Genomic DNA, 20,944 nt, shown 5'->3' on the forward strand with positions numbered 1-20,944 from the left:
ATTAATTAGGCGAGCGCTTCTTTCAATTCATCCGGAGAAGCGTTCCACCATTCTTCGTTATGCGTAGTCAGCAACGTCTTGAGTGCCGCGCGATCCTCAGGTCCAAGATCATCCAGCATGAACCGGCGCTTCATGGCATAATCCATGCGATTCACATGATCCGCCAGCAGTTTCCATCCACGACGCGCTTCTGTATCAATCCACATCTCACACGCTGTTGCTCCACCATAGAACTGCCCCTGTTCGTTACGGTCCACAGCTACCCATACCAGCCATACCTGGCGTCCATTGGGTACTTCCTCGCGGTTGGTCGAGAACTTGATGTTGCGCTCTACCTTGCTCTTCGCATGCATCGCACCAATATCGATCTTGGCTTCTCCGTTATCAATAATAACTGGAGACAGGTTGTTCAGATCAATGGAGCCTGCACCGAAGCCTTTGTGTTTGCTCTTTGCACTAACGATATTCAAGGCAATCTGTTTTTTGCCGTTTTGCTCGTTTTGGTCCATGTTTATAGCCTCCAAGGGTTGATACAAATATTTTAACTAATAATCGCCCCAATGCAAACATATACATGCTGTAGATGCTTGTCAACGGGAGGTATTTAACGATGATTCCACGACGCGCCAAGAGCTGGCTCACCGCAATTATAACCCTGTGTGTAGTTGCCGGGGGGATATGGCTTGGTCTGGGTTCCACACGCTCCATTCATTCTGACTTGCCTGCGCTCGCCCCGGAATCGGGCAAGCCTACGGCACCCGTCAAAACCCAAACATCTCCGGAAAGTATACAGACACCTACCGCTGAAGTGTTCAGCAACCGCGTAGTGGAATATCACATGGATGTGAAGCTGGTAGACGGAAATGTACTGCAAGGGACTCAGACGATAACCTGGACACATCCAGGTAAGAAAACCGTCAGCGAGCTTTATTTTCACATGTATCCCAACGCCTTCTCTTCTGCCGACACCACTTTTATGAAAGAATCCGGGGGAAAGCTTCGCGGTGATGTCATGCCCACGAACGGTTATGGTTCCATGCATATTACAGAAATGAAAACAGAGGACGGGCTTTCTCTCTTGCATCGGCTGCAGTATGTGCAACCGGATGACGGAAACATGAAAGATACTACCCTCATTAAGGTACGGCTGCCCAAACCCGTTAAAGGCGGCGAAAGCATCACACTTCACACCCGATTCGAGGTCAAGCTACCGAAAATTTTTGCCCGTATGGGAACAGCAGATAACTTTGTTATGGCAGGTCAATGGTTCCCTAAACTTAGCGTATATGAGCCAGCAGGCACGCGAGGTCGAACGACCGAAGGCTGGAATCTGCATCAGTATCACGGCAATTCAGAGTTTTACGCTGATTTCGGTATCTATAGTGTGCGTATTCGGGTACCGGAAACATACAAAGTGGCTGCTACTGGATTCCCAACCCAGCAAGCTGTTGTGAAGAACGGCGAAAAAATATATCAGTTCTATGCCGATGATGTGCATGATTTTGCCTGGTCAGCCTCTCCTGATTTTGTTTATGCGGAAGAGCCCTTCTCTGCCCCCAATGTGCCAGGCGTTCGAATCAAGCTGTATCTCGACCCTGCTCATGAGGATCTGAAGGAACGTTATTTCTACGCCGCCAAAGCAGCACTATCCAATTATAGCAAGTGGTTTGGCCCTTATCCGTATTCCACATTGTCCATCGTTGTCCCGCCCAAATCGGGGAATGGCGCAGGGGGAATGGAATACCCTACCTTGGTCACCGCCTTCGGTGCGGATGATTCTGCTCCTGGTTACGATCTGGAACGCACGGTTGTGCACGAGATTGGGCATCAGTATTTTTACGGCATGGTCGCCAGTAATGAATTTGAAGAGGCTTGGCTGGACGAAGGATTCACCTCCTATGCAGAAGATAAACTGATGGAACAGGAATACGGACTTATCCCGAATCTACCCGTACAATCAGGTCTCATTACTTCTCCAGCTTCACTAACACAGGACTCCTGGAAGTTTGATTCCCAGAATCAATATGCTGCCAACGTATACACACGAGGCAAGCTTGTATTACTCGGGATAGAACAGCAGGTTGGTGCAAAAACAATGGAACGTATTCTCTCGACCTACGTGAAGAAATACCGTTTCAAACACCCTACTTCGTCTGATTTTCAAAAGGTAGTGGAGCAAGTAACCCGTACATCCTGGACCGATTATTTTAATCAGTATGTATACGGAGACGGCATGGCTGACTTTGCAGTGGAGAAGATCGCAATCAACCCTATCCTGAAAGACGGCCAAACGTTGTACGAGTCGTCGGTTACATTGCAGAAAAAAGGCAGTGAATATAAGAAGGTGCCTGTTCGAATTATGTTCGAAGATGGGAAAACCATGACGAAAGAATGGAATGGCAGCGAGGAGCGCATTACTTACAAACTGACCTACACTTCCCCTGTTTCCTGGGCTATGACTGATCCGCTATACACGATTGTGCTGGAGAACCATCATATGAACAATTTTCTGAAAGCCGGACTGGATGAGCCAACCAAATCCCGCTGGAGCATGAGTGCAACCAAAATTATAGAAGCCATATTCGGAAGTCTGTCATGGTGAGGTGGATGGATACAGTGAAAGTAAAAATACGCGAAGGCTGGTTTCTCGTCCGTCAGCATATGTTCATTGCAGCACTCTTATTTCTCTATCAATTAGTATGGGGATACTTTCTTTATCGAATGGTACAGTCCGCTGTGGTTCCGCTGCTCCTGCGTTATCCTGACCCTGATGCAGGGGAACTCAGTACGATTTTATTCAAAATGGAGAGCCAACTCAGCCTGACAACGAATCCGGAGGTCCATCGCTATTTATGGATTTTAGGGGCTATGCTGCTGATACGGATGCTGATTAGCCCTCTCATTCAGGCAGGGCTGCTCTACTCGCTCCAGCATTATAATCATTCGGAAGAGCGCATTCCTTTCATTCGTGGCATTAAAAATCTGTGGAAACCGATGCTGTTGCTCCACACCATTCGCACCCTTTTGCTACTGCTACCGGCTTATTGGCTCGCACCAAAGCTCTATTCCATCTTTATGGAAGGTTTTCATTCCCTCCATCTGCTCTTGCCTGGAATTCCCTATATTGCTGGTTGGATTGTATACGGGTGGGTTATCCATCATGTCCTGCTCTACATGCAGTTTGGTATCTCGGCTCCTGATGGGGAAGGTGGAGCGCGTGGTACGTTTCAAGCTCTATGGATTGCAATACGCCAGGTCATCACTCTAATAGGCATTGCTGTCCTGCTGGGCGGACTTCATCTGCTGGTCTTTGGTGCCTTTACTTCTACTTCATGGTTAGTAACGGGCTTAACTGGCCTTATACTACAACAGACGTATCCACTTGCCCGGTGCTTGCTGAGCCTGTGGAAAATATGCGCCCATTTCCGGTTATGGCAGTCCAACTCGGTCAAGGATTAACATGAACAGCTAAAAATGGTTACCATCTCTATGTAAAGTTGTATTCATCAAATGCCGTTAATCAAGCAAACCTCGACCTTCCCCCGTCAAAGGTCGAGGTTTTTTTTGCTAATTTTGTTGTTAAACGTTGCCAAAGTGTTATACCTCTGTTACAATAATCGCAGTGAGTTTTTAGTAACAACTTTGTAATCTTTACCTTCATATTTGTAACTACTTAAAATTTAAACGTCATTTCTTGATTTCGCAGGTGCATAACTAGCATAGCCAAATTCCTAGCACCTGGGAAGCGGGGGAACCAGTTATGGGTGAATTGATCTTGCAACAGAGGGATCATAGGGGACCTTCAACCGAATCCTTAAGCTAACCTCGCAGGCATTGGAAGGGGTATATCTCTTGTTTAAGAAGAAATTAACCGCAGCTGTACTCAGCCTCACATTCGCATTATCGCTTGGAGCAGGCAGCGCATTCGCAGATTCAAAAATGGACCAAGTCATTGATTCAGCAATGGGAACTACATACAAAAGCGGAGGAACAACGCTTAACGGCTTTGACTGCTCTGGGTTCACAAGTTATGTATTCGACAAGCTGGGCATTGATCTGGCTCGCCAATCGAGTTCACAATTCGACATGGGCGATTCGGTTTCCCGTATGGAAATGAGACCAGGTGATCTGGTATTCTTCAATACAACGGGCAAAGGAGTCTCGCACGTAGGGATCTTTGTAGGGAATGGAAAGTTTGCACACTCCTCTTCTTCCAAAGGAGTTACAATTAGCGAATTAAGCGAAAGCTACTGGGCCAACCGCTATGTTGGCGCTAAACGGATTATGAGCACGGACGCATATGAGACATTGGCCATAGACTAGGGACAAGGTGAGCAACGTCATGCTGTAACAATACACTACTGTAACGAAGCATAATAGAACCGTCTGGTACATTCTCCGCAGGAATGTATCCGGCGGTTTTTTTGTGCTTCGTTTCCTTTAACGTATTCGGGATAGCTATCAAAACTAACTTTAACTTTTTTAGAGCTATTTTTCGTTGCTTCGTCCGTGCTCTTATAATGTTTTTACCCATCCCACTATAATATAAACGAAATTACCGGAACTTTTGTTTCACTTTTTTTCTAAAACGGGGGCTTGCCAAATGAACGCCTCTTTTGTAGAGTGAAAACAAGCTTAGATATGGAATGACATATGTATATGGACAAATCAAAATCATTATAGCTTGTTCACAATGAGAGGAGCGTGCAGTTGTATGGATGAAGCCCCTGTGACGTTTCACGTTGTGCCCATGCAAGAAAAACATGCGGAGCTAATCTGCGATTGGCAGTATGACCCGCCTTATAATATTTATAGCTGGCTGCCTTGGGAGCAGATGAAAGCACTTGAAGTCGAATTCGGGGATCCCCATCTACGGAAGGAACAATATGCGGTAGTGCTGGGAGAGGATCATCAGATTTGCGGTTTTGCTCAATACTTCCCACTTGAAGGCGTCACCCGCATTGGACTTGGCATGCACCCTGAACGCTGTGGTCATGGTCAAGGAACGGCTTTTGTCTCGGCCATTGTGCAGGAAGCAATTCGTCGGAACCCTGCAAACGAAATTGATCTGGAAGTTCTGACCTGGAATGACCGGGCCATTCGCGTCTATTTCAAAGCCGGATTTGTTACACAGGATACATATGAACGACAGACGCCTAGCGGTTTGAAACCTTTTTACTGCATGGTCTATGAAGGTCCACGCGAATAAATAGGGCTTGAAATCACCCTAAAAAGTCCCCGGTTATGTGATTAGTTCAAAAAATTACCACAAAATGCTATGATGTCACTACAGGTTCCGTTATAATGATATGGATAGTTTCAAGTTAGATGATCTTTCATTCTGGAGGGGACATAAGGGATGCACAAATGGATCATGAGCGGGGTATTTTTTGCAGCGTGCGCTTTAGCTATTGTACTAATGTTTACGCTTCCAGGGAAAGAGGAAGTTGCAAAAGAAGCGAAACCGACGATGCCACAAGTTACAATGGATGCAGGACAGGCTGAGGCACTAGTCAAAGCAAACTGTATTACCTGCCACGGTGATCAGCTTCAAGGGGGCATGGGCCCTAGTCTGCAGAAGATTGGTAGCCAGGACGATGTGGAGAAGATTTATACGACCATTGTCAAAGGTAAAAGCGGCGGTATGCCTTCGTTCAAAGACAAGTTAAAGGATGAAGAAATCGCGAATATTGCGATGTGGCTGGCGGAGAAGAAGTAATCCAAAACGTTCAAGGCAGTCAGTTTGTGGGGGGTTGCACGTGTAGTAAGTGCGGTGGCTTCAATCGCCCCTTGCTCTTTACGCTTGCTCTACACCACTCTGACGCTAGACGCACAACGTAAGCAATCCGTATTCGTATTACAGGGTTAGTGGATTTATTGATGATCATAACAAAGAAGAGGCTCTTACTCTCCCGTACTGGGTAGTAAGAGCCTCTTGGTCATTTCAGGGATGTTCCGATGAAACCATATACCACGCTATGGCTCCTCCGATTGCATTGGCGCATCCCGCCTGCTGCCTCTGATTCACCTAAAACATTCATGGATTACTGGGTCTTTGCCTTCTGCTCGGCAAGGAAAGCCTGCACTTCACGTGCGGACGGCATCCCAGACTGGGCGCCGAGCTTCGTCACGGACAACGCGGCTGCGCCCATGGCGAAGCTTACCGCCGCGTCCAGCGTCTCTCCGCGCGCGAGGGCTACTGCCAGCGCGCCGTTGAAGCAATCGCCAGCGCCGGTCGTGTCGACGGCGCTTACGGCGTGGCCGGGCGCACGGCACGCGCCAGCACGCCCTGCCTGTACGCGGCCGCTAGGCGCTGCCGCGTACACAGCCCCCTCGGGGCCGAGCGTCGTGACGACAGCGGCCCCGAGGGATGCGGCGAGCTCTGCGACCGCCGCATCCACGTCTTCCGGCCGGAGATCATCCCGGCCGGTGAGCACGGCGAGCTCGCTGCGGTTCGGCGTGACGACGTCGACGCACCGCAGCAGCTCCTGGGGCAGACCCGGCACGGCAGGCGCCGGGTTGAGCACCACCAATGCGCTGCCTTCAGCCGCCAGTTGGGCGGCGCGGGTGACCGCAGGCAGCGGGATCTCCAGCTGCAGCAGCACCGCTGCGGCTGCAGTCAGGCTTTTTACCGTATCAGCCTCTTCCAGCATCGCAGGCATAACCTGCCCATTCGCTCCGGGAATGACAATAATCCGGTTATCTCCTTTGGAGAGCCAGATGGAGGCCGTACCTGTAACGGTATCATCCAGAATGCGAACCTGCGAGGCATCCGCCCCACTTTCCGTTAGACTGTGCAGCAGGCGTTCACCAAAACCATCCGAACCTACCGCACCAACCATCGTTGTCTGTCCGCCCAGTCGTGCAGCAGCAACCGCCTGGTTGGCGCCTTTGCCCCCGGCCAGATAATGCAGCTCCTCCCCGCTCACCGTCTCCCCTTCCTCGGGAATGATGTCCGTCTTCACCACCAGATCCATATTAAGGCTGCCTACGACAGCAATAAGAGGTTTGTTCTGATTATCGTCTGACATGTATGCTTCACTCATTTCCGGTAGTGCGATAATAACCGATCCGGGTTATTCCGACCTCATTTTCTCAAAAGCCTCATTATATTGCTCTGCTTCTTTAATATCTACAGATGTGATGCCACCTTCATCCCATGATGTGAGACGCAGTGTGACCGTTGTATAGTCAATCGTAATGAAAGGGTGATGATTGAACGCTTCCGAAATCGCTGCGACCTCGTCCACAAATGCAATCCCTTTCATGTAGTTGGAAAATACGAACTTGCGGACAATCCATCGTCCCTCTTCCAGTTCCCAGCCTTCCAGCCTTCCCAGATGAGCTTCGACTTCCTCTTGCGAAAAAACCATACGTTATCTTCCTCCCCATATGATGGCTCATCACAGACATATGTCCATGCTGCCATCGAAACCTTTGGTGCTACCCATAGCAACCCAAACGCATAGGTCCACCGCCCTGCGGTTCGCCCGTTTCATGACTATCATCTTACCACGGACAAGCCTCAAATTCCAATAGTACAAATGGCGCTAGATCCACTAACCATAAGGCTTTAGGGAGATTCTCCAACTCAGTTTTCCATGCCAAATATCTTATGAAAGCCTACTAAATGAGCGGCACAAAAGTCAGCTCTTCTTCCCCAATTAAGATATGAATTCGGTGCTGATCCTTGTCATGAATGACCACTCCACTTCCTACCGGAATGACCGACTCCTCACCCAGCGCATAGAACAGATCTTCCGCCAGCGCCTCATCCACTTCGAGTTGCTCTGTTACACCAAGGCGTGACCATTCTTCCTCATCCATCTCAAAGAAAACATAGCGGTCCGGTATTCGGCCTATAGCCTCTGTCAAATCTGTCAATATTCCTTCATAATCCCGTCCATGCTTTACGCCCATTGGCTTTTCACTCCTATTTAGCCCCTAAGGAGCAGATTTGATCTTATTATACCTGAAAATAACCCTTAAAAAAAAAGGCCATCTGGTCGATAAATACTATACATGACCGTTTTAACTGTTTCTGCAACCCTAAAGGATGCCTAACATTAAACGGATTGCGGTGTAACGTTCGTCCGGAAGCCCGAATAAAGCCGCTTGAAAGGATTCAATTTTATCTCATGGATGAGGTGTATGATGGAAATTTCAACGATTATCGGACTAGTTTTAGGGCTGGTTTCACTTGTATTGGGTATGTTCCTGAAGGGTGCGCCCTTAATCAACCTGGTTAACAACCCGGCAGCCTACGTTATTATTTTTGTTGGTACGGCAGCAACTATTTTCATGGCATTTCCTATGTCTGAAGTTAAAAAAATCCCCAAGTTATTCGGGGTACTGTTCAAAAAACAGCAACTGATTGACCGTGTTTCTCTAATTGGCACATTTATGGACTGGGCTTCCACCACCCGTCGTGAAGGTTTGCTTGCACTTGAATCGAAAGTCGAAGATATTGATGATCAGTTCCTGCGCGGCGGTATGCGTATGATTATTGACGGCAATGATCAGGAATTTGTAAGTGATGTACTCATGGAAGATATTCATGCTACAGAAGAGCGCCATCGTGGCGGTGCCTTGATCTTCGCCCAAGCGGGGATGTATGCACCAACACTCGGGGTACTCGGGGCCGTTGTGGGTCTCATTGCAGCGCTTGCCGATCTCAGTGATATGGAAAAGCTCTCCCATGCGATTGCAGCGGCGTTTATCGCGACACTTCTCGGTATCTTTAGTGGTTACGTGTTGTGGCATCCGATGTCCAATAAACTGAAGCGGATGTCCAAAAAAGAGATGGAAATTAAGCTGATGATGGTTGAAGGCTTGTTATCCATACAATCCGGTGTATCCACCATTGCCATTAACCAAAAATTATCTGTATTCCTGACACCTTCCGAACGTAGACAGTTGGAAGAGAAGGAGGGCTCATCAGGTGAAAAAGGCTAAAAAACACGAACCGCATGAAGAGCATATAGACGAGAGCTGGTTGCTTCCCTACTCCGACTTGATGACGTTGTTGCTCGCTCTGTTTATCACATTATTCTCTATGAGCTCTATAGATGCAGCGAAGTTTGAACAGATGGCTTCCGCACTGAGCAGTGCATTGAACGGTGGGTCGGGTGTATTGGATCATACCTCCATGAACCCTACAGAATCCACTACAGATTTGGGCAAAAACAAACAGCAGCCTGAAGATATCACCAAGAAGACACCAGCTCAGATTACAGATGCGCAGATGGCTCAGAAAGAGCAGGAAGATCTGGAGAAACTCAAGAAACGACTTGATCAATATATTCAGAAAAACGGGCTTTCCGATCAGCTGAATACAAAGCTGAATCAGTCTGAGCTGAAGATCACGATCAGCGATAACGCCCTGTTCTCCTCAGGCCGGGCTGATGTTAAACCCGAGTCACGCTCACTGGCTAAAGCCATCTCGAGCATGTTGCAGGAGTTCCCGGAATATGAAGTCGTTGTGTCCGGCCATACTGATAATGTTCCCATTTCGAACAGCCAATATAAGGATAACTGGGATTTGAGTGCCGATCGTGCACTGAATTTCCTCAAAATTCTGTTATTGAACGAGGCGCTGGACCCTTCGAAGTTCACACCTAGTGGATATGGAGAGTATCATCCAGTCGCTAGCAACCAAACGGATGCTGGCCGAGCTCAAAACCGTCGGGTAGAAGTTTCGATTATCCGGAAATATCAAAGTAACAATACGGCCGTGAAAGCAGTCGGGCAAGGTAACTAAAGAGTCGTTGGTTGTAGCAAACTAATGCTTAAGTCACTCTCCTTCATTACAGGAGAGTGACTTTTTTTCTATCAACTGATATTCAAAAGCGCTGCTTCCCTCGAGGGGAGCAGCGCCTTGGATCATCATCATTTATTCCATCGTATAGTTTAGCAGACTGCTTAATTCAGATTTTTCTGCGGGTGTCAGTTCTCTCCAGGTTCCTGTGGCCTGTTCCCCGAGATGAATGTTCATAATACGAATCCGCTTCAACTTCCGAACCTCATAGCCAAATGCACTGCACATCCGGCGAATTTGGCGGTTTTTCCCCTCCGTCAGAATAATACGGAACACCCGCTCGGATATACGAGTCACTGTACAAGGAAGCGTCATTTCGCCCAGGATCTTGACTCCTGTGCTCATACCTCTCAAGAAACTCGGCGTTACCGCACGATCCACGGTGACAATATATTCTTTCTCATGACGACCTTCTGCCCTCAGAATTCGATTGACGATATCACCGTCATTGGTCATTAGAATCAAACCTTCCGAATCCTTATCCAGGCGACCAATGGGGAAGATGCGCTCTTTATGCCCTACAAAGTCAACGATATTCCCTTGAATGTGCTGCTCGGTTGTACTCGTTATTCCGACAGGTTTATTGAGCGCAATATATACGTGTTTCCGCTTTTCCTTAATAGGTTGACCATTAATTCGTACATCATCGCCATCTTCTGCTTGACTGCCCAGCTCTGCCGTCACTCCATTAATTGTTACTTTCCCGCTTTCCACCAATCTGTCGGCTTCCCGACGGGAACAAAAACCTGTTTCACTGATAAATTTATTAATACGCAAAAGGTAATCTCACCTCGTCTAGTTCTCTTCGTCTGTAGGTTCATTGTCCGTCTTATGCTCTTCCTCTATACTCTCCGTTTGCTGTTGGGAAGCAGGCAGCTCGATAATGACAGTCGTCCCCTTGTTCATGACGCTTTTGATATCCATCATGCCCTTATGTGATTGAATAATGCGCTGGCTGACCATCAGGCCAAGCCCTGTTCCCGATTCCTTGCTTGTAAAGAATGGTTCCCCCAGCTTAGGCATCAGTTCTTCTGGAATTCCAGTACCTTCGTCCTTAATTTCAATCCGAACCCGACTATTCTCTTCGTCATGATTGAGTTTAATTCGAATATTACCTCCGTCTGGCATGGCCTCCATGCCGTTCTTCAGCAAGTTAATGAAGACCTGCTTCAACTGGTTCTCTTCACAGTGTACCATAGCTGAATCGGATGAAGCATTTAGTATAAACTCCACACCATGCAGATGCGCCTGGCTGTCCAACAATGATATAACATCTCCCAGAATGAAGCGAATATCCCGTTCCTGAAAATGAACCGCCTGTGGTTTGGCCAGGATCAGAAACTCACCCACAATGAGATTAATTCGATCCAACTCGGACAGCATCAAATCCAAGTGACGATGATTAAGCTTGTTCGTCTCTTGTTGGAGCTGGAGAAACCCACGCAGGGTCGTAAGCGGATTACGTATCTCATGCGCAACCCCTGCTGCCAGCTGACCAACCGTCGTCAGTTTCTCGGAACGTCTGAGCAGTTCCTCCATACGATTACGGCTGGTAATATCCCTTGATACACTGATCAGAGCTGTAATCTCACCTGCTTCATCCCGGACTGGTGCTGTACTTACACTGACTTCGACACGACTGCCGTCCTTCTTCATCCATGTCGTTTCATTGGACGTAATTGACATACCCTCAATCAACTGGGCATGCTGCTCTTCCATCTCCTCTTCAGTACCAGGAGGGATAATCTTCAATTTGCGGCCTTCCACTTCACGACTGCGCCAGCCGTACAACTGCTCAAAGGCACGATTTACCCGCAGCACATTCCCATCCAGATCCGTAATATGAATCGCATCTGCCGTTTGGTTAATGATCGATTCCAAATGCTCTTTTACCGCACGGTTTTCTTCATACATCTGTTTCAAGCGATTCGTATAATGACCCAAATTACGAATCATGGCATTAATGCGATTCGCTAATTGGCCCAGTTCATCTTTCCTTCTCACTTTCAGACGGAAATCAAAATGACCGTCAGCCACATCATTCACTTTGCCCAAAATAGATTGAATAGGACGCGTAATGTATCCCGCAAGCAAATAGCTGCCAAAGATCACAATCTCCAGCAAAACAAGCGAAATCGAGGCATGGCTAACCAGCTGCTCCGATACCATGGAGGATATTTGCTTATAATCCATGACAATACTAATCACATAAGATGATTCATTGAGGGTGAATATCGGAATGAAACTTTTGAGCACCTTCTGTTCATGAGTTTCACTCACAAAGGATACATTCTGCCCAGTACGAATTGCCCTTACAACCGCCTTGTGATCCTCTTCTGCGGCACCATATTGATATGTACCGAAACGAATTGGCCTGTTATTCAGCTTGCTGTGGTTCGTATCCCTTCCGTCATTGCTCATGCTCGAGCTACCGAAGGTCAATGGATTAATACCTGTAATCTCCAGAATCGAAGGATTCACTTCACGAATCTTATTCAAAATCTCGTCTGGACCAGAGATCTTCACATAGTCGTCAACAGCGGCATTATTATAGAAGGGATTGATTATGTAATTCCTCTTCCCATCGTGATAGTAACCCCAGATATCAACATCTGACGGATTGGATGTAGAGTATTCGAATCCATCTGACCAAAAATGGTCCAGTTTCTGTCCCTGTGAAATCGTAACCTGATGATTTTCGAACAGCTGTTTAAATGCCTGATACCAATACGTCATGGATTTGGTAGACAATCCAATCTCCTTTGGATCGGAAGACCGGGTAACCACAATATCATCAGCCGTTTGCTCCATCAATGAAATGTGGGAGACACCGACTTTTTCGCTCATACGAACCAGATCTTCATTTGTGATATTATTAATATTCGGGTCCAGTTCTTCCGCTGCCATTACTGAGGCCAGCCATAGATTGTTCCCAATTTGTCGTTTTACATATTCTGAACTGGACTGACTCTGTTCGACAGCGATTGCAATCTGTTTGGCCGTAAGCACCATCTTGGTTTCGCTGTCCTGCCTTAGATTCTCTTCTGTAGTATAATAACTCAGTGCTATATTCAAAACCAAAATGACGAGCACCGAGCACGACATAATCATGGATAATTTCGTTTTAATAGACAACTTTTTCGTTCACCTCTCGGCTTGTACCCTCTGGCGATATATGGCAAAACCTATATCCATCATAACTGTTGTATGACTATTTGAAAAGGATAATTGACCCTTGTCCAAAAGTTACCGCTTGGCTGAAAAACGCGAAATCAATTGTATTTTGTCTTTTCCATGCCTACAATGGGAATAACCGCTAAAAATTATCCACAAATCCACAGGCTTGTGGATAGTATGTTCATAACTTTGTGAGCAACCCGTTAGTTATCCACAAACTTATGCACAACATGTTAACAAACGAATGTTTGTTCGCCGCACAAAATGCTCTTTGGAAGGAGTTTTACATTTTAATGAAGGATGACGTTCTCCAACCTGATCTTTCGCATCTCTCGGAGGAGGCTCAGCACGAGCACTGGATGCGTGAAGCCATTGCTGAAGCATACAAAGCGGAAGCACTCGGGGAGGTGCCCATCGGGGCTGTAATTGTTCAACATAACCGTATTATCGGCCGTGGATACAATCTGCGCGAAACGACACTTGATTCCACAGCACATGCGGAGATGGTAGCCATCCGGCAGGCCAGTGAAGCCATCGGTGCATGGCGACTGCTGGATTGTAGTCTGTACGTCACACTGGAGCCCTGCCCCATGTGTGCAGGTGCCATTGTGCAATCCAGAGTGCCTCGAGTCATATATGGTACCGCTGACCCCAAGGCCGGATGTGCAGGAACACTGATGAATCTGCTGCAGGAACCTCGTTTTAATCATCGAACTGAAGTGGTTGCTGACATTCTGCAACCAGAGTGCTCTACCATGCTGACTCAGTTTTTCCGGCGTTTACGCAAAAAATAGAATTTTACATCCATCTGGAAGGGAAGTGCATTCCATGCCGCTTACACTATACGACACACCAAAAGGAATAAGTCTTCGTTTACTTACTCCACAAGATACGGATGCGTATCTTGCTCTTATTCAAATCACACGTCTTCCCTACCAAGCTGTAGAGCCTATCCGGGATGATGAATTCTATACGCTGCATGCGCAAACCAGACGCATTCAGGATAGAATGCAGGCGGCAGAGGAAGGAACAGGTTACCAATTCGGAATTTTTACAATCAATGATGGCCTACTGATCGGTCAGGTTAGCTTGAACAATGTCGTTCATGGCGTTGCCAATTATGCAGACATGGGATACTTTATCCATCCAGACTACCAAGGCGGCGGACGAATGACCGCAGCCGTGAAGCTCGCTGTATCCTACGCCTTCCGTGCCCTGAAGTTAAATCGTGTTCAAGCAGCCATTCTATTGTCCAATACCGGTTCCAAACGTGTTCTGGAGAAGAACGGCTTTCAAGCTGAGGGCATTGCTCGTAAATATCTCAAGATTAACGGAGAGTATCAGGATCATCAGATCTACGCTGTGCTCGCCGAAGACTTGGGTGAATCTTTACAGTAATTGAACAGACCATGTAACAACATACAAAGAGCCGCTCAACCTTAAGGTCGAGCGGCTCTTTGCTTTAACTAATGAATTGGAGAACTTAGTATCCGTAAGATGCGTTCATTAGTTCTTCAAACTCATCCATTGTAATAACGTCTTCGCCAGTAGGAATATTGATTTTGAATGCTGGCTTCTCGTTAATTTTGGTGTATGTGTTCGAACCAGTGAATGCAAGTTTAATTTCATCCTTGGTATCAGGTTGTTTAATCAACAGATCAGCAACCAATTTTTGATATACCGGGAAATCTTTTTTGTCCAAAGCAAAATCAATGTGGAACTGGTTAATGGTCAGTGTATCTTTCAATTGATCCAGATCTTTAGCCATTTCAGCTTGATCCGCTTCAGTAATTTTCAGATCCTCTTTAGCTTTGTCGATATCTGCCTGACTCATTTGCAACATGTCACGGTACTCTTCTTTAGAGATGATATCCAGTACTTTTGGAAATGCTTTGGTTACCAGGACAGTAACGGCCTCTTTCACATTGTCATTGTTGACCGAAAATTGAACAACTTGCTTGGCATCCAAACCTTCAGGAAGCTGCGCATCCTTCACGTCCAGGTTTTTAAAGAATTTATCCTGATCGTACTCGCTCAGAACGGCATCCATAACTTCATTGCTCAGCTTTTGCGTTTTCGCTGCATCCATAGCATCCGGATTCCATTCCGTTCCTTCTTGCTCAGCCAGTTCTTTCAGATCCAGCTCTAGGAATTTACCAACAACCGTTTCCGGAATCGGGAAGAAAGGAATACTTGGTACCTTAACATATAACTTCTCAGCGGTCATAACCATTGGAATGTTAAATGTCATCCCCATATCGCCTTTAAGCTCAATACCTACCGTCATTTCGGTCTGCATTGGTTCGCTTTGGTATACGCCAGTTACATTCAACTGAGCATCCTTCAGCATGCTCATAAACTGAGACATCGTTGGATCCTGTTGTGACTCGTCTGCAGCTTTATAGCTCAATTCATTAATAGTGAAATTAGAACTCATCTCATACGAAGTCAGTTTGGAAGCATTGGCTGCCGCCGTCTTCAATGCCTCTTTTGGCTCTTGCTTGCTGCTACATGCTGTCAGTGCCATGGATACGGTTAACAGCAACGTAAGAAGAAGTGCCCCCATACGTTTAGTCATTTGTTTCTCTCCTCTCGTGATAACCCCAAAAAAATAATTCAATATCAATGATATACCATTTATTCTGAAACGGAAACACGATTTGGGAAATTTGTGAGCTTTACTCTCTAAATTGGCTACAAAGACCTATGTAAGCTTTAGATATCAATGGCGTGCTCCTCTAAATCATGTATGAACGCGCAAAAACCCCGGTTTGTTAACCGGAGTTATAGGTTATGGTTATGCATCTAATATGTGCTAAAGAGAGGAATGATTGTTCCTTTAACTTAGCCTTGAGGATTGTGATGATCCACATGGTTCTGGTTTTTCACTTTTTTGGAGCCTGACAACGGTTCCTGCATGGAAGAATGCTTCTCAGGTTTTCGTTGCTGCACAGCAGCCTGAGCTTCAGGCACAGGTGTTGTTTTGGGTTTGCTCATGTTGTTCCCCCCTCTTCATTGGATTAGGAATGGGATGGGTCCATATCTTCCGTTTTGTCATGATTCATGGAATCCTGATGCCGACGATCATTCGAGTCCTGTTGAATTTGCTGGGCATGGTGACTATTTACAGGTGTCTGATCCAGATCTGCGACTACATTTTGCAGGTTTTTATCTGTTCCAGCTTTGGCTTTGCTCACGTATTACCACTCCTTTGACGTCTGCCTAATGTCTGGTTTTGGATTGCAACGACTGGGCACATTCATGAATATGACGCGTGTAATCCTGAGCCAATTCCTGAATGGGTTCTGTACGCTCATCTGTCGTCCTTCCATCGCGCTCCACATCAATCAGCTGCACACTGACTTCACGAGAATCCACATAGGCACACTTGAAATCAAAAGAGTACATCTGGTGTCCCGCTGTTGCGATGTGAATTCGAATAGCTTGTTGATCAGCCTCGTCAGCCATAACCTGAGCCCGATCTCCGACATTTAGAACTTCAGGCAACCTTTCCTGCCAAGCACCTACAAGCTCCGTCTGATCTATGTTTAATTCGCGGTTCATCTTACCACCTCCACTCTTATATAAAGTGCGGCGATTCGGATGTTTTTATGCATCACACGGATATTGAGACAAACTGAATTTCTGTCGTAAACATGCTCTGGAAATACAGCCTGCATGCAGCTGCGCTAGATGTATAAATAAATGCAAAAAAGGACCCGAGCTTATCGCTCGAATCCTTATCATAATTGTAGTATGGCGGAGAGGGTGGGATTCGAACCCACGTGGAGTTGCCCCCTAACGGTTTTCAAGACCGCCCCGTTATGACCGCTTCGGTACCTCTCCAGGACATTAACTTTTATAAACTTGCCACGAAATAGATCATACCATAATTGTATACCAGAAAGCAACCTTTTTATACGACTTTATATATTCGATACATCAAAAAGGGAATTTACACCTACTAAGTAACGGTAACCAGCGCTACCTAACAATTGAAATGGTTGTTCAGAATCGGTTCAGCCCTGCTCTGTATAATCGAATTTAGACTTTTCATTATGGGGTGATTGATTGTTTATAGGTGTGTATCGTAAAAATGACCCTTTGAACACATTGCCTGAGGAGAGAATCAGTGAATTGATCTCGGAGGGAATAAAACAAGGCGCGAATGTTTTCTTCTTTGATGCCAGCAGCATTGATATGGAACAGGAATTGCTCCATGGTACCTTCCATGAGGGAAACGCATGGGTGCAAAGGAATGTGTCTCTCCCTGACGTGGTACTTAATGAAGCACCTGAGCCTGTTAATAACAGGCCGGAATGTGAGAATTGGCTGCGCCGCAGGGTTCCCTTTACAACATTTCTGATTCACGGAAAATACGACATTCAGAAGAAGCTGGACCCCCTCTTCAAAGATCACCTCATTCCGACGGAGCGCTTGCAGGATTTCGATCAATTTCTTGCTTTATTGGATGTTTACGAAGAAGTTTTAGTTAAACCTGATCAAGGTCGCCGAGGCAATTCCATTTTCACAGTCAAAAAGATACATGATCGCTATGTATGGCGTCAGCAGAACGAAGCAATCTGGCTTGATTATTCTGGTTTACAGGAAGTTTTGCAGGAAAAGCTCGCTCAAGGCTCCTATATTGTTCAACCCTACCTTCCGTGCCTGACCGAAATGGGAGAAGTTGTTGATTTCCGAATACATATTCAGCGCGACGGAACGGGACGATGGGCCCTGACCAAAATGTATGCCCGCACGGGGATTACGGATTCCATCATCAGCAATATAAGTAAAGGTGGTCGCATTGAGGACGCGGCTGATATGCTCTATCGTTTATTTCCGGTTCAATCCGACCAGCTCAGAGATGAAATGGAGGGGCTTGCTAACCGTATGGCAGAGGAAATTAACCGTTCGTATTCCTTTCTTATTGATGAGCTGGGCATGGATTTTATCGTGACTCCGACAGCGCAAATTCTGTTCTTGGAAGCCAATATAAGCCCCCAAACGCGGTTTCATGAGCAGGCTCGAGCAGCAAGAGCGATTGAATATGCGCAATATGTAGCCAAAGCCGGGCAAATAGCACCCCATCCCGTTATTGCCATGCTGACCAATGACCCCAGTGATAAGCAACTCGCAGCCGCCTGTGCGTATTCCGCAAAATGGAATGATGCAGCGTTTTATTATTTTGCTCCACACGATGTTCATGCAGAATTGCGTTATATCAAAGGATATGTCCTGGAGGACGGGGAGTGGGAGGCTCGGTATTGTCCATTCCCCGATGTGGTCTATGACCGATTGAAAGCACGTGGAAACGCGAATTACAGTTATGTGTACGAGGCTTTAAGACATGTGCCTTTCACCGATGAACGAATTGGAGGTTCCTTTAGCAAGAAAAAAAGTTATGAAATGCTTGAGGACAATGCGCAGCTTGCCTCCCATCTAATCCCGTATACTGCCGTTGAGAACGTCCAAGAGATTTTAGCTTTCATCGATACTTACGGAACTTCCATCATCAAGCCCTCTATAGGCTCGTTCGGCAACGGAATCATCGTTGTTCAACGTGAACAGGAAGGCTTCGCCGTAAAGGCTCACGAGCATATTCACAAAGTGAATGATGAGGAGTTCGGAAAACTGATTTCCATGCTTGCAGCTAAAAAGGGGTTTATTATTCAAAAGTTCATTCGAAGCGAAACCCGGAACAGACTTCCTTTTCATATAAGACTACATCTGGTCCGGAACGGAAGAGGGAAATGGTCTTTCATTTCCGCATTTCCTTTTCTCTCTACCCAAAGCGAGCATAAGGTAGTTAACCACGCTGGGTCACTCCGTGCATTTACGACATGGGACTGGCTGTCTCGGCATGAGTTTCCTCAAAAGAAAGAAGTTATGCTGACGAGATTGGAACAGATGGCGATAATGACGGCTAATCATATTGCTGACCATGTGAAGGAGCGGATTTGCGAGTTGGGCATTGATGTAGGGATTGATTCGTCGGGTGAGATTTGGATTTTTGAAGTGAATATGAACAAAATCGGTTCTACGCATAGGGAGTTTGAAGTCGCGCAACATATGATTCCGTTTGCTCTTTCTTTGCGTTAGTTCTACATATAATAAGGAGTGATGAAGATGAAAAAGAAAAGTAAGAATGTACATCAGCAAATGCTTAAAGCCGGAAACGCTAGAAAACGTGCCGTTAAGACAACCGTATTGGCTGCCGGCCTAATGACACATGTATTGGCGGGTAACGCCATTGACTATAAAGCCGACGACGTATACAAGGGAGATTCGATTAGCTATTTTCAGCATTTCTTCGGAATGGAGAAAGCATCGGCAGATCCTGATGAAGGTGATGAGGGGAGCAGCGAGCCTGAATCCGGCGGCAGTGAGCCTGAGTCCAGTGGTGGTGAGCCCGAGTCTGGCGGCAGTGAGCCCGAGTCTGGCGGCAGTGAGCCCGAGTCTGGCGGCAGTGAGCCCGAGTCTGGCGGCAGTGAGCCCGAGTCTGGCGGCAGTGAGCCTGAGTCTGGCGGCAGTGAGCCTGAGTCTGGCGGCAGTGAGCCTGAGTCCGGTGGTGGTGAGCCTGAGTCCAGTGGTGGTGAGCCTGAGTCTGGTGGTGGTGAGCCCGAGTCTGGCGGCAGTGAGCCACCACAGACTGGAGGAAGCAGACCTGAGAGCAGCAGCTCATCATCACAAACTACCAACTCCACCACGGTTAGCAACTCGATTATTGATTCCTCCGCATCTACGGGTTCTGCGGCCAATAGCCTAAACCAATGGATACATGGGAAACTGGAGAATGGCTCTGTTTCCGTATCCGTGGATTCGAGTGTCGTACGTAAGTTATCTGCTCTTGATCATCTGGATGATTTGTCTGTAACCATATTGCCAAACGCTTCGCACATTCAAATGACACTGCCGAAGGAAGTTCTTTCTTTCCTGCGCTCACAGGAAAAAGTTTCTTCATTCACTCTGTATAGCAATCAGTCCAAAATGGCGTTAGCTTTGAACAAATTAAATATTCAACGTGCATCATCTCTACTGCATGTGCCAGCCGAACAGCTTGATCTCCAGATCAACATTGATGTCCTGTCCAACGATGAGTTGTCTGACCTAAAACAATCACTACCAGCCGGCCTAAAATTGTTGGAACAGCCTGTACGTTTCAATATACAATGGGTGGCTAGCGACCAAACGCTCAAGCTGGATCAAGAAGAATTGAAAAATGTGACTCGGATAATCCACCTTGGTACTACAGATCTTGACCCACAAACAGCAACCGTTCTCGGGTTCAATGAAGAAACGCGGACATATACTTACGTGCCAGCCTATTTCGTCCAAAATAAAGGACAATGGGAGGTAAGAATACGAGACATGCAATACAGCACTTATGTTATTGCTTCGAATGAACAGATAGATACTTCAGACAATGGTTCATCGATAAACAGCATTGAATACATGCAGAGCAAACAATTACTTGCTTTAAATCAATTCAAGACCGGTGAACCGGTCACACGCGGAGAGGTCGCCCAATTATTGGTTTCTGCCTTAGGGGCAAACGGAATCGCAGCTAAGGATGCCTCTTTCCGGGATGTGACTGAGGAACAATCGTATGCAGCAACCGCTGCACACTTTGGACTTGTTAAAGGCTATGCAGATGGAACATTCCGTGCCGATCGCCAGGTTACCCGGGAAGAGCTGGCTAGCATGATCCATCGGACAATTCAGTTTGCAGGAGGAGATTCTGTCGCTAATACCTCAGCTGCGATATCCTATCAGGACCAAGACTCTATATCTCCATGGGCCACAGCTCAAGTCCAGGCTCTGACATCGCTCGGTTTGCTTCAAGATACATTCGGGACCTCCTTCGAACCGAAAAAAGCAGCAACCACAGACGAAGCACTTATGATCTTGGTGCGTACGCTGCGCTCCATTGAATATGTGAACTAATAT

General features: G+C 46.7%; 21 protein-coding genes, 1 tRNA gene and 1 riboswitch. Of the genes, 11 read left to right on the plus strand and 11 right to left on the minus strand.

What is annotated here, in order from left to right:
* Nucleotides 1-5: 5 nt before the first annotated feature.
* Nucleotides 6-509, minus strand: a complete 504-nt coding sequence (locus ACFVQB_RS33815) for a YwhD family protein (RefSeq protein ID WP_379449685.1) — start codon at nucleotides 507-509, stop codon at nucleotides 6-8.
* Between the two features lie 101 nt (nucleotides 510-610).
* On the opposite strand from ACFVQB_RS33815, the gene ACFVQB_RS33820 reads away from it, so the two are divergent.
* From ACFVQB_RS33820 to ACFVQB_RS33840, 5 genes are all read left to right on the plus strand, one after another.
* Nucleotides 611-2,602, plus strand: coding sequence for a M1 family metallopeptidase (locus tag ACFVQB_RS33820; RefSeq protein WP_379449686.1), 1,992 nt, complete (start codon nucleotides 611-613; stop codon nucleotides 2,600-2,602).
* Between the two features lie 14 nt (nucleotides 2,603-2,616).
* On the plus strand, nucleotides 2,617-3,459 hold the full coding sequence (locus ACFVQB_RS33825) for a hypothetical protein (protein ID WP_379449688.1): 843 nt from the start codon (nucleotides 2,617-2,619) through the stop codon (nucleotides 3,457-3,459).
* 252 nt (nucleotides 3,460-3,711) lie between these two features.
* Nucleotides 3,712-3,849: riboswitch (cyclic di-AMP (ydaO/yuaA leader) on the plus strand.
* Between the two features lie 3 nt (nucleotides 3,850-3,852).
* A complete protein-coding gene (locus ACFVQB_RS33830; RefSeq protein WP_379449690.1) occupies nucleotides 3,853-4,323 on the plus strand; it encodes a C40 family peptidase in 471 nt (156 codons plus the stop codon).
* A gap of 391 nt (nucleotides 4,324-4,714) precedes the next feature.
* Nucleotides 4,715-5,209 carry a GNAT family N-acetyltransferase gene (locus ACFVQB_RS33835; protein WP_379449692.1) on the plus strand — a complete coding sequence of 165 codons (495 nt, stop codon included), beginning with the start codon at nucleotides 4,715-4,717 and terminating at the stop codon, nucleotides 5,207-5,209.
* A gap of 150 nt (nucleotides 5,210-5,359) precedes the next feature.
* Nucleotides 5,360-5,719, plus strand: coding sequence for a c-type cytochrome (locus tag ACFVQB_RS33840; RefSeq protein WP_379449694.1), 360 nt, complete (start codon nucleotides 5,360-5,362; stop codon nucleotides 5,717-5,719).
* A gap of 325 nt (nucleotides 5,720-6,044) precedes the next feature.
* On the opposite strand, the gene rbsK is transcribed toward ACFVQB_RS33840, so the two are convergent.
* From rbsK to ACFVQB_RS33855, 3 genes are all read right to left on the minus strand, one after another.
* A complete protein-coding gene (rbsK, locus tag ACFVQB_RS33845; RefSeq protein ID WP_379449698.1) occupies nucleotides 6,045-7,046 on the minus strand; it encodes a ribokinase in 1,002 nt (333 codons plus the stop codon).
* Between the two features lie 30 nt (nucleotides 7,047-7,076).
* Complete coding sequence (locus ACFVQB_RS33850; protein WP_063567631.1) at nucleotides 7,077-7,373, minus strand: 4a-hydroxytetrahydrobiopterin dehydratase; 297 nt, start codon at nucleotides 7,371-7,373, stop codon at nucleotides 7,077-7,079.
* 253 nt (nucleotides 7,374-7,626) lie between these two features.
* Complete coding sequence (locus ACFVQB_RS33855) at nucleotides 7,627-7,920, minus strand: hypothetical protein (protein ID WP_063567630.1); 294 nt, start codon at nucleotides 7,918-7,920, stop codon at nucleotides 7,627-7,629.
* 234 nt (nucleotides 7,921-8,154) lie between these two features.
* Here ACFVQB_RS33855 and motA point away from each other — a divergent pair, with 234 nt between their 5' ends.
* Both motA and motB read left to right on the plus strand, forming a co-directional pair.
* Nucleotides 8,155-8,955 carry a flagellar motor stator protein MotA gene (gene motA, locus ACFVQB_RS33860; RefSeq protein WP_090905357.1) on the plus strand — a complete coding sequence of 267 codons (801 nt, stop codon included), beginning with the start codon at nucleotides 8,155-8,157 and terminating at the stop codon, nucleotides 8,953-8,955.
* Nucleotides 8,942-9,760, plus strand: a complete 819-nt coding sequence (gene motB / locus ACFVQB_RS33865; RefSeq protein WP_379449703.1) for a flagellar motor protein MotB — start codon at nucleotides 8,942-8,944, stop codon at nucleotides 9,758-9,760. The genes motA and motB overlap by 14 nt, the downstream gene beginning before the upstream one ends.
* A gap of 132 nt (nucleotides 9,761-9,892) precedes the next feature.
* Here the strand turns inward: motB and rluF are convergent, their stop codons facing one another.
* Nucleotides 9,893-10,594 carry a 23S rRNA pseudouridine(2604) synthase RluF gene (rluF, locus tag ACFVQB_RS33870; RefSeq protein WP_379449706.1) on the minus strand — a complete coding sequence of 234 codons (702 nt, stop codon included), beginning with the start codon at nucleotides 10,592-10,594 and terminating at the stop codon, nucleotides 9,893-9,895.
* Nucleotides 10,595-10,612: 18 nt separating this feature from the next.
* The gene (locus ACFVQB_RS33875) at nucleotides 10,613-12,952 is read right to left on the minus strand and encodes a PAS domain S-box protein (protein ID WP_379449708.1); all 2,340 of its coding nucleotides are present in this window, start codon (nucleotides 12,950-12,952) and stop codon (nucleotides 10,613-10,615) included.
* Nucleotides 12,953-13,287: 335 nt separating this feature from the next.
* On the opposite strand from ACFVQB_RS33875, the gene tadA reads away from it, so the two are divergent.
* On the plus strand, nucleotides 13,288-13,788 hold the full coding sequence (gene tadA / locus ACFVQB_RS33880; protein WP_079345538.1) for a tRNA adenosine(34) deaminase TadA: 501 nt from the start codon (nucleotides 13,288-13,290) through the stop codon (nucleotides 13,786-13,788).
* 34 nt (nucleotides 13,789-13,822) lie between these two features.
* Entirely contained in the window at nucleotides 13,823-14,392 is a 570-nt protein-coding gene (locus ACFVQB_RS33885) for a GNAT family N-acetyltransferase (RefSeq protein ID WP_379449710.1), read from the plus strand.
* A gap of 85 nt (nucleotides 14,393-14,477) precedes the next feature.
* Here ACFVQB_RS33885 and ACFVQB_RS33890 read toward each other — a convergent pair whose 3' ends face one another.
* The 5 genes from ACFVQB_RS33890 to ACFVQB_RS33910 all read right to left on the minus strand — a co-directional run bounded on the left by ACFVQB_RS33890 (nucleotide 14,478) and on the right by ACFVQB_RS33910 (nucleotide 16,840).
* Nucleotides 14,478-15,572 carry a hypothetical protein gene (locus tag ACFVQB_RS33890; protein WP_379449712.1) on the minus strand — a complete coding sequence of 365 codons (1,095 nt, stop codon included), beginning with the start codon at nucleotides 15,570-15,572 and terminating at the stop codon, nucleotides 14,478-14,480.
* Between the two features lie 266 nt (nucleotides 15,573-15,838).
* A complete protein-coding gene (locus tag ACFVQB_RS33895; RefSeq protein ID WP_379449715.1) occupies nucleotides 15,839-15,991 on the minus strand; it encodes a small acid-soluble spore protein P in 153 nt (50 codons plus the stop codon).
* Between the two features lie 23 nt (nucleotides 15,992-16,014).
* Nucleotides 16,015-16,191: a hypothetical protein gene (locus ACFVQB_RS33900; protein WP_175382032.1), complete on the minus strand. Its 177-nt coding sequence runs from the start codon at nucleotides 16,189-16,191 to the stop codon at nucleotides 16,015-16,017.
* Between the two features lie 25 nt (nucleotides 16,192-16,216).
* Entirely contained in the window at nucleotides 16,217-16,558 is a 342-nt protein-coding gene (locus ACFVQB_RS33905; protein ID WP_247900174.1) for a hypothetical protein, read from the minus strand.
* A 193-nt stretch (nucleotides 16,559-16,751) separates the two neighbouring features.
* Nucleotides 16,752-16,840: transfer RNA gene (locus ACFVQB_RS33910), tRNA-Ser, on the minus strand.
* A 225-nt stretch (nucleotides 16,841-17,065) separates the two neighbouring features.
* Here ACFVQB_RS33910 and ACFVQB_RS33915 point away from each other — a divergent pair.
* Together ACFVQB_RS33915 and ACFVQB_RS33920 are read left to right on the plus strand one after the other, a co-directional pair.
* A complete protein-coding gene (locus tag ACFVQB_RS33915) occupies nucleotides 17,066-19,096 on the plus strand; it encodes a YheC/YheD family protein (protein ID WP_379449719.1) in 2,031 nt (676 codons plus the stop codon).
* Between the two features lie 27 nt (nucleotides 19,097-19,123).
* The gene (locus tag ACFVQB_RS33920) at nucleotides 19,124-20,941 is read left to right on the plus strand and encodes an S-layer homology domain-containing protein (RefSeq protein ID WP_379449722.1); all 1,818 of its coding nucleotides are present in this window, start codon (nucleotides 19,124-19,126) and stop codon (nucleotides 20,939-20,941) included.
* Nucleotides 20,942-20,944 lie beyond the last annotated feature (3 nt).

This window comes from Paenibacillus sp. NPDC057886, from assembly GCF_042796655.1.
In the GTDB taxonomy this organism is placed as follows: Bacteria; Bacillota; Bacilli; order Paenibacillales; family Paenibacillaceae; genus Paenibacillus.

Excerpts from the sequence above, each read along its gene's own strand:
- ACFVQB_RS33890 (WP_379449712.1), bottom strand. The coding sequence starts at position 15,572 with ATGACTAAACGTATGGGGGCACTTCTTCTTACGTTGCTGTTAACCGTA.
- motA (WP_090905357.1), top strand. The coding sequence starts at position 8,155 with ATGGAAATTTCAACGATTATCGGACTAGTTTTAGGGCTGGTTTCACTT.
- ACFVQB_RS33905 (WP_247900174.1), bottom strand. The coding sequence starts at position 16,558 with ATGAACCGCGAATTAAACATAGATCAGACGGAGCTTGTAGGTGCTTGG.
- ACFVQB_RS33855 (WP_063567630.1), bottom strand. The coding sequence starts at position 7,920 with ATGGGCGTAAAGCATGGACGGGATTATGAAGGAATATTGACAGATTTG.
- ACFVQB_RS33835 (WP_379449692.1), top strand. The coding sequence starts at position 4,715 with ATGGATGAAGCCCCTGTGACGTTTCACGTTGTGCCCATGCAAGAAAAA.
- ACFVQB_RS33820 (WP_379449686.1), top strand. The coding sequence starts at position 611 with ATGATTCCACGACGCGCCAAGAGCTGGCTCACCGCAATTATAACCCTG.
- ACFVQB_RS33920 (WP_379449722.1), top strand. The coding sequence starts at position 19,124 with ATGAAAAAGAAAAGTAAGAATGTACATCAGCAAATGCTTAAAGCCGGA.
- ACFVQB_RS33840 (WP_379449694.1), top strand. The coding sequence starts at position 5,360 with ATGCACAAATGGATCATGAGCGGGGTATTTTTTGCAGCGTGCGCTTTA.
- ACFVQB_RS33815 (WP_379449685.1), bottom strand. The coding sequence starts at position 509 with ATGGACCAAAACGAGCAAAACGGCAAAAAACAGATTGCCTTGAATATC.
- ACFVQB_RS33895 (WP_379449715.1), bottom strand. The coding sequence starts at position 15,991 with ATGAGCAAACCCAAAACAACACCTGTGCCTGAAGCTCAGGCTGCTGTG.
- ACFVQB_RS33850 (WP_063567631.1), bottom strand. The coding sequence starts at position 7,373 with ATGGTTTTTTCGCAAGAGGAAGTCGAAGCTCATCTGGGAAGGCTGGAA.
- tadA (WP_079345538.1), top strand. The coding sequence starts at position 13,288 with ATGAAGGATGACGTTCTCCAACCTGATCTTTCGCATCTCTCGGAGGAG.
- rbsK (WP_379449698.1), bottom strand. The coding sequence starts at position 7,046 with ATGAGTGAAGCATACATGTCAGACGATAATCAGAACAAACCTCTTATT.
- ACFVQB_RS33885 (WP_379449710.1), top strand. The coding sequence starts at position 13,823 with ATGCCGCTTACACTATACGACACACCAAAAGGAATAAGTCTTCGTTTA.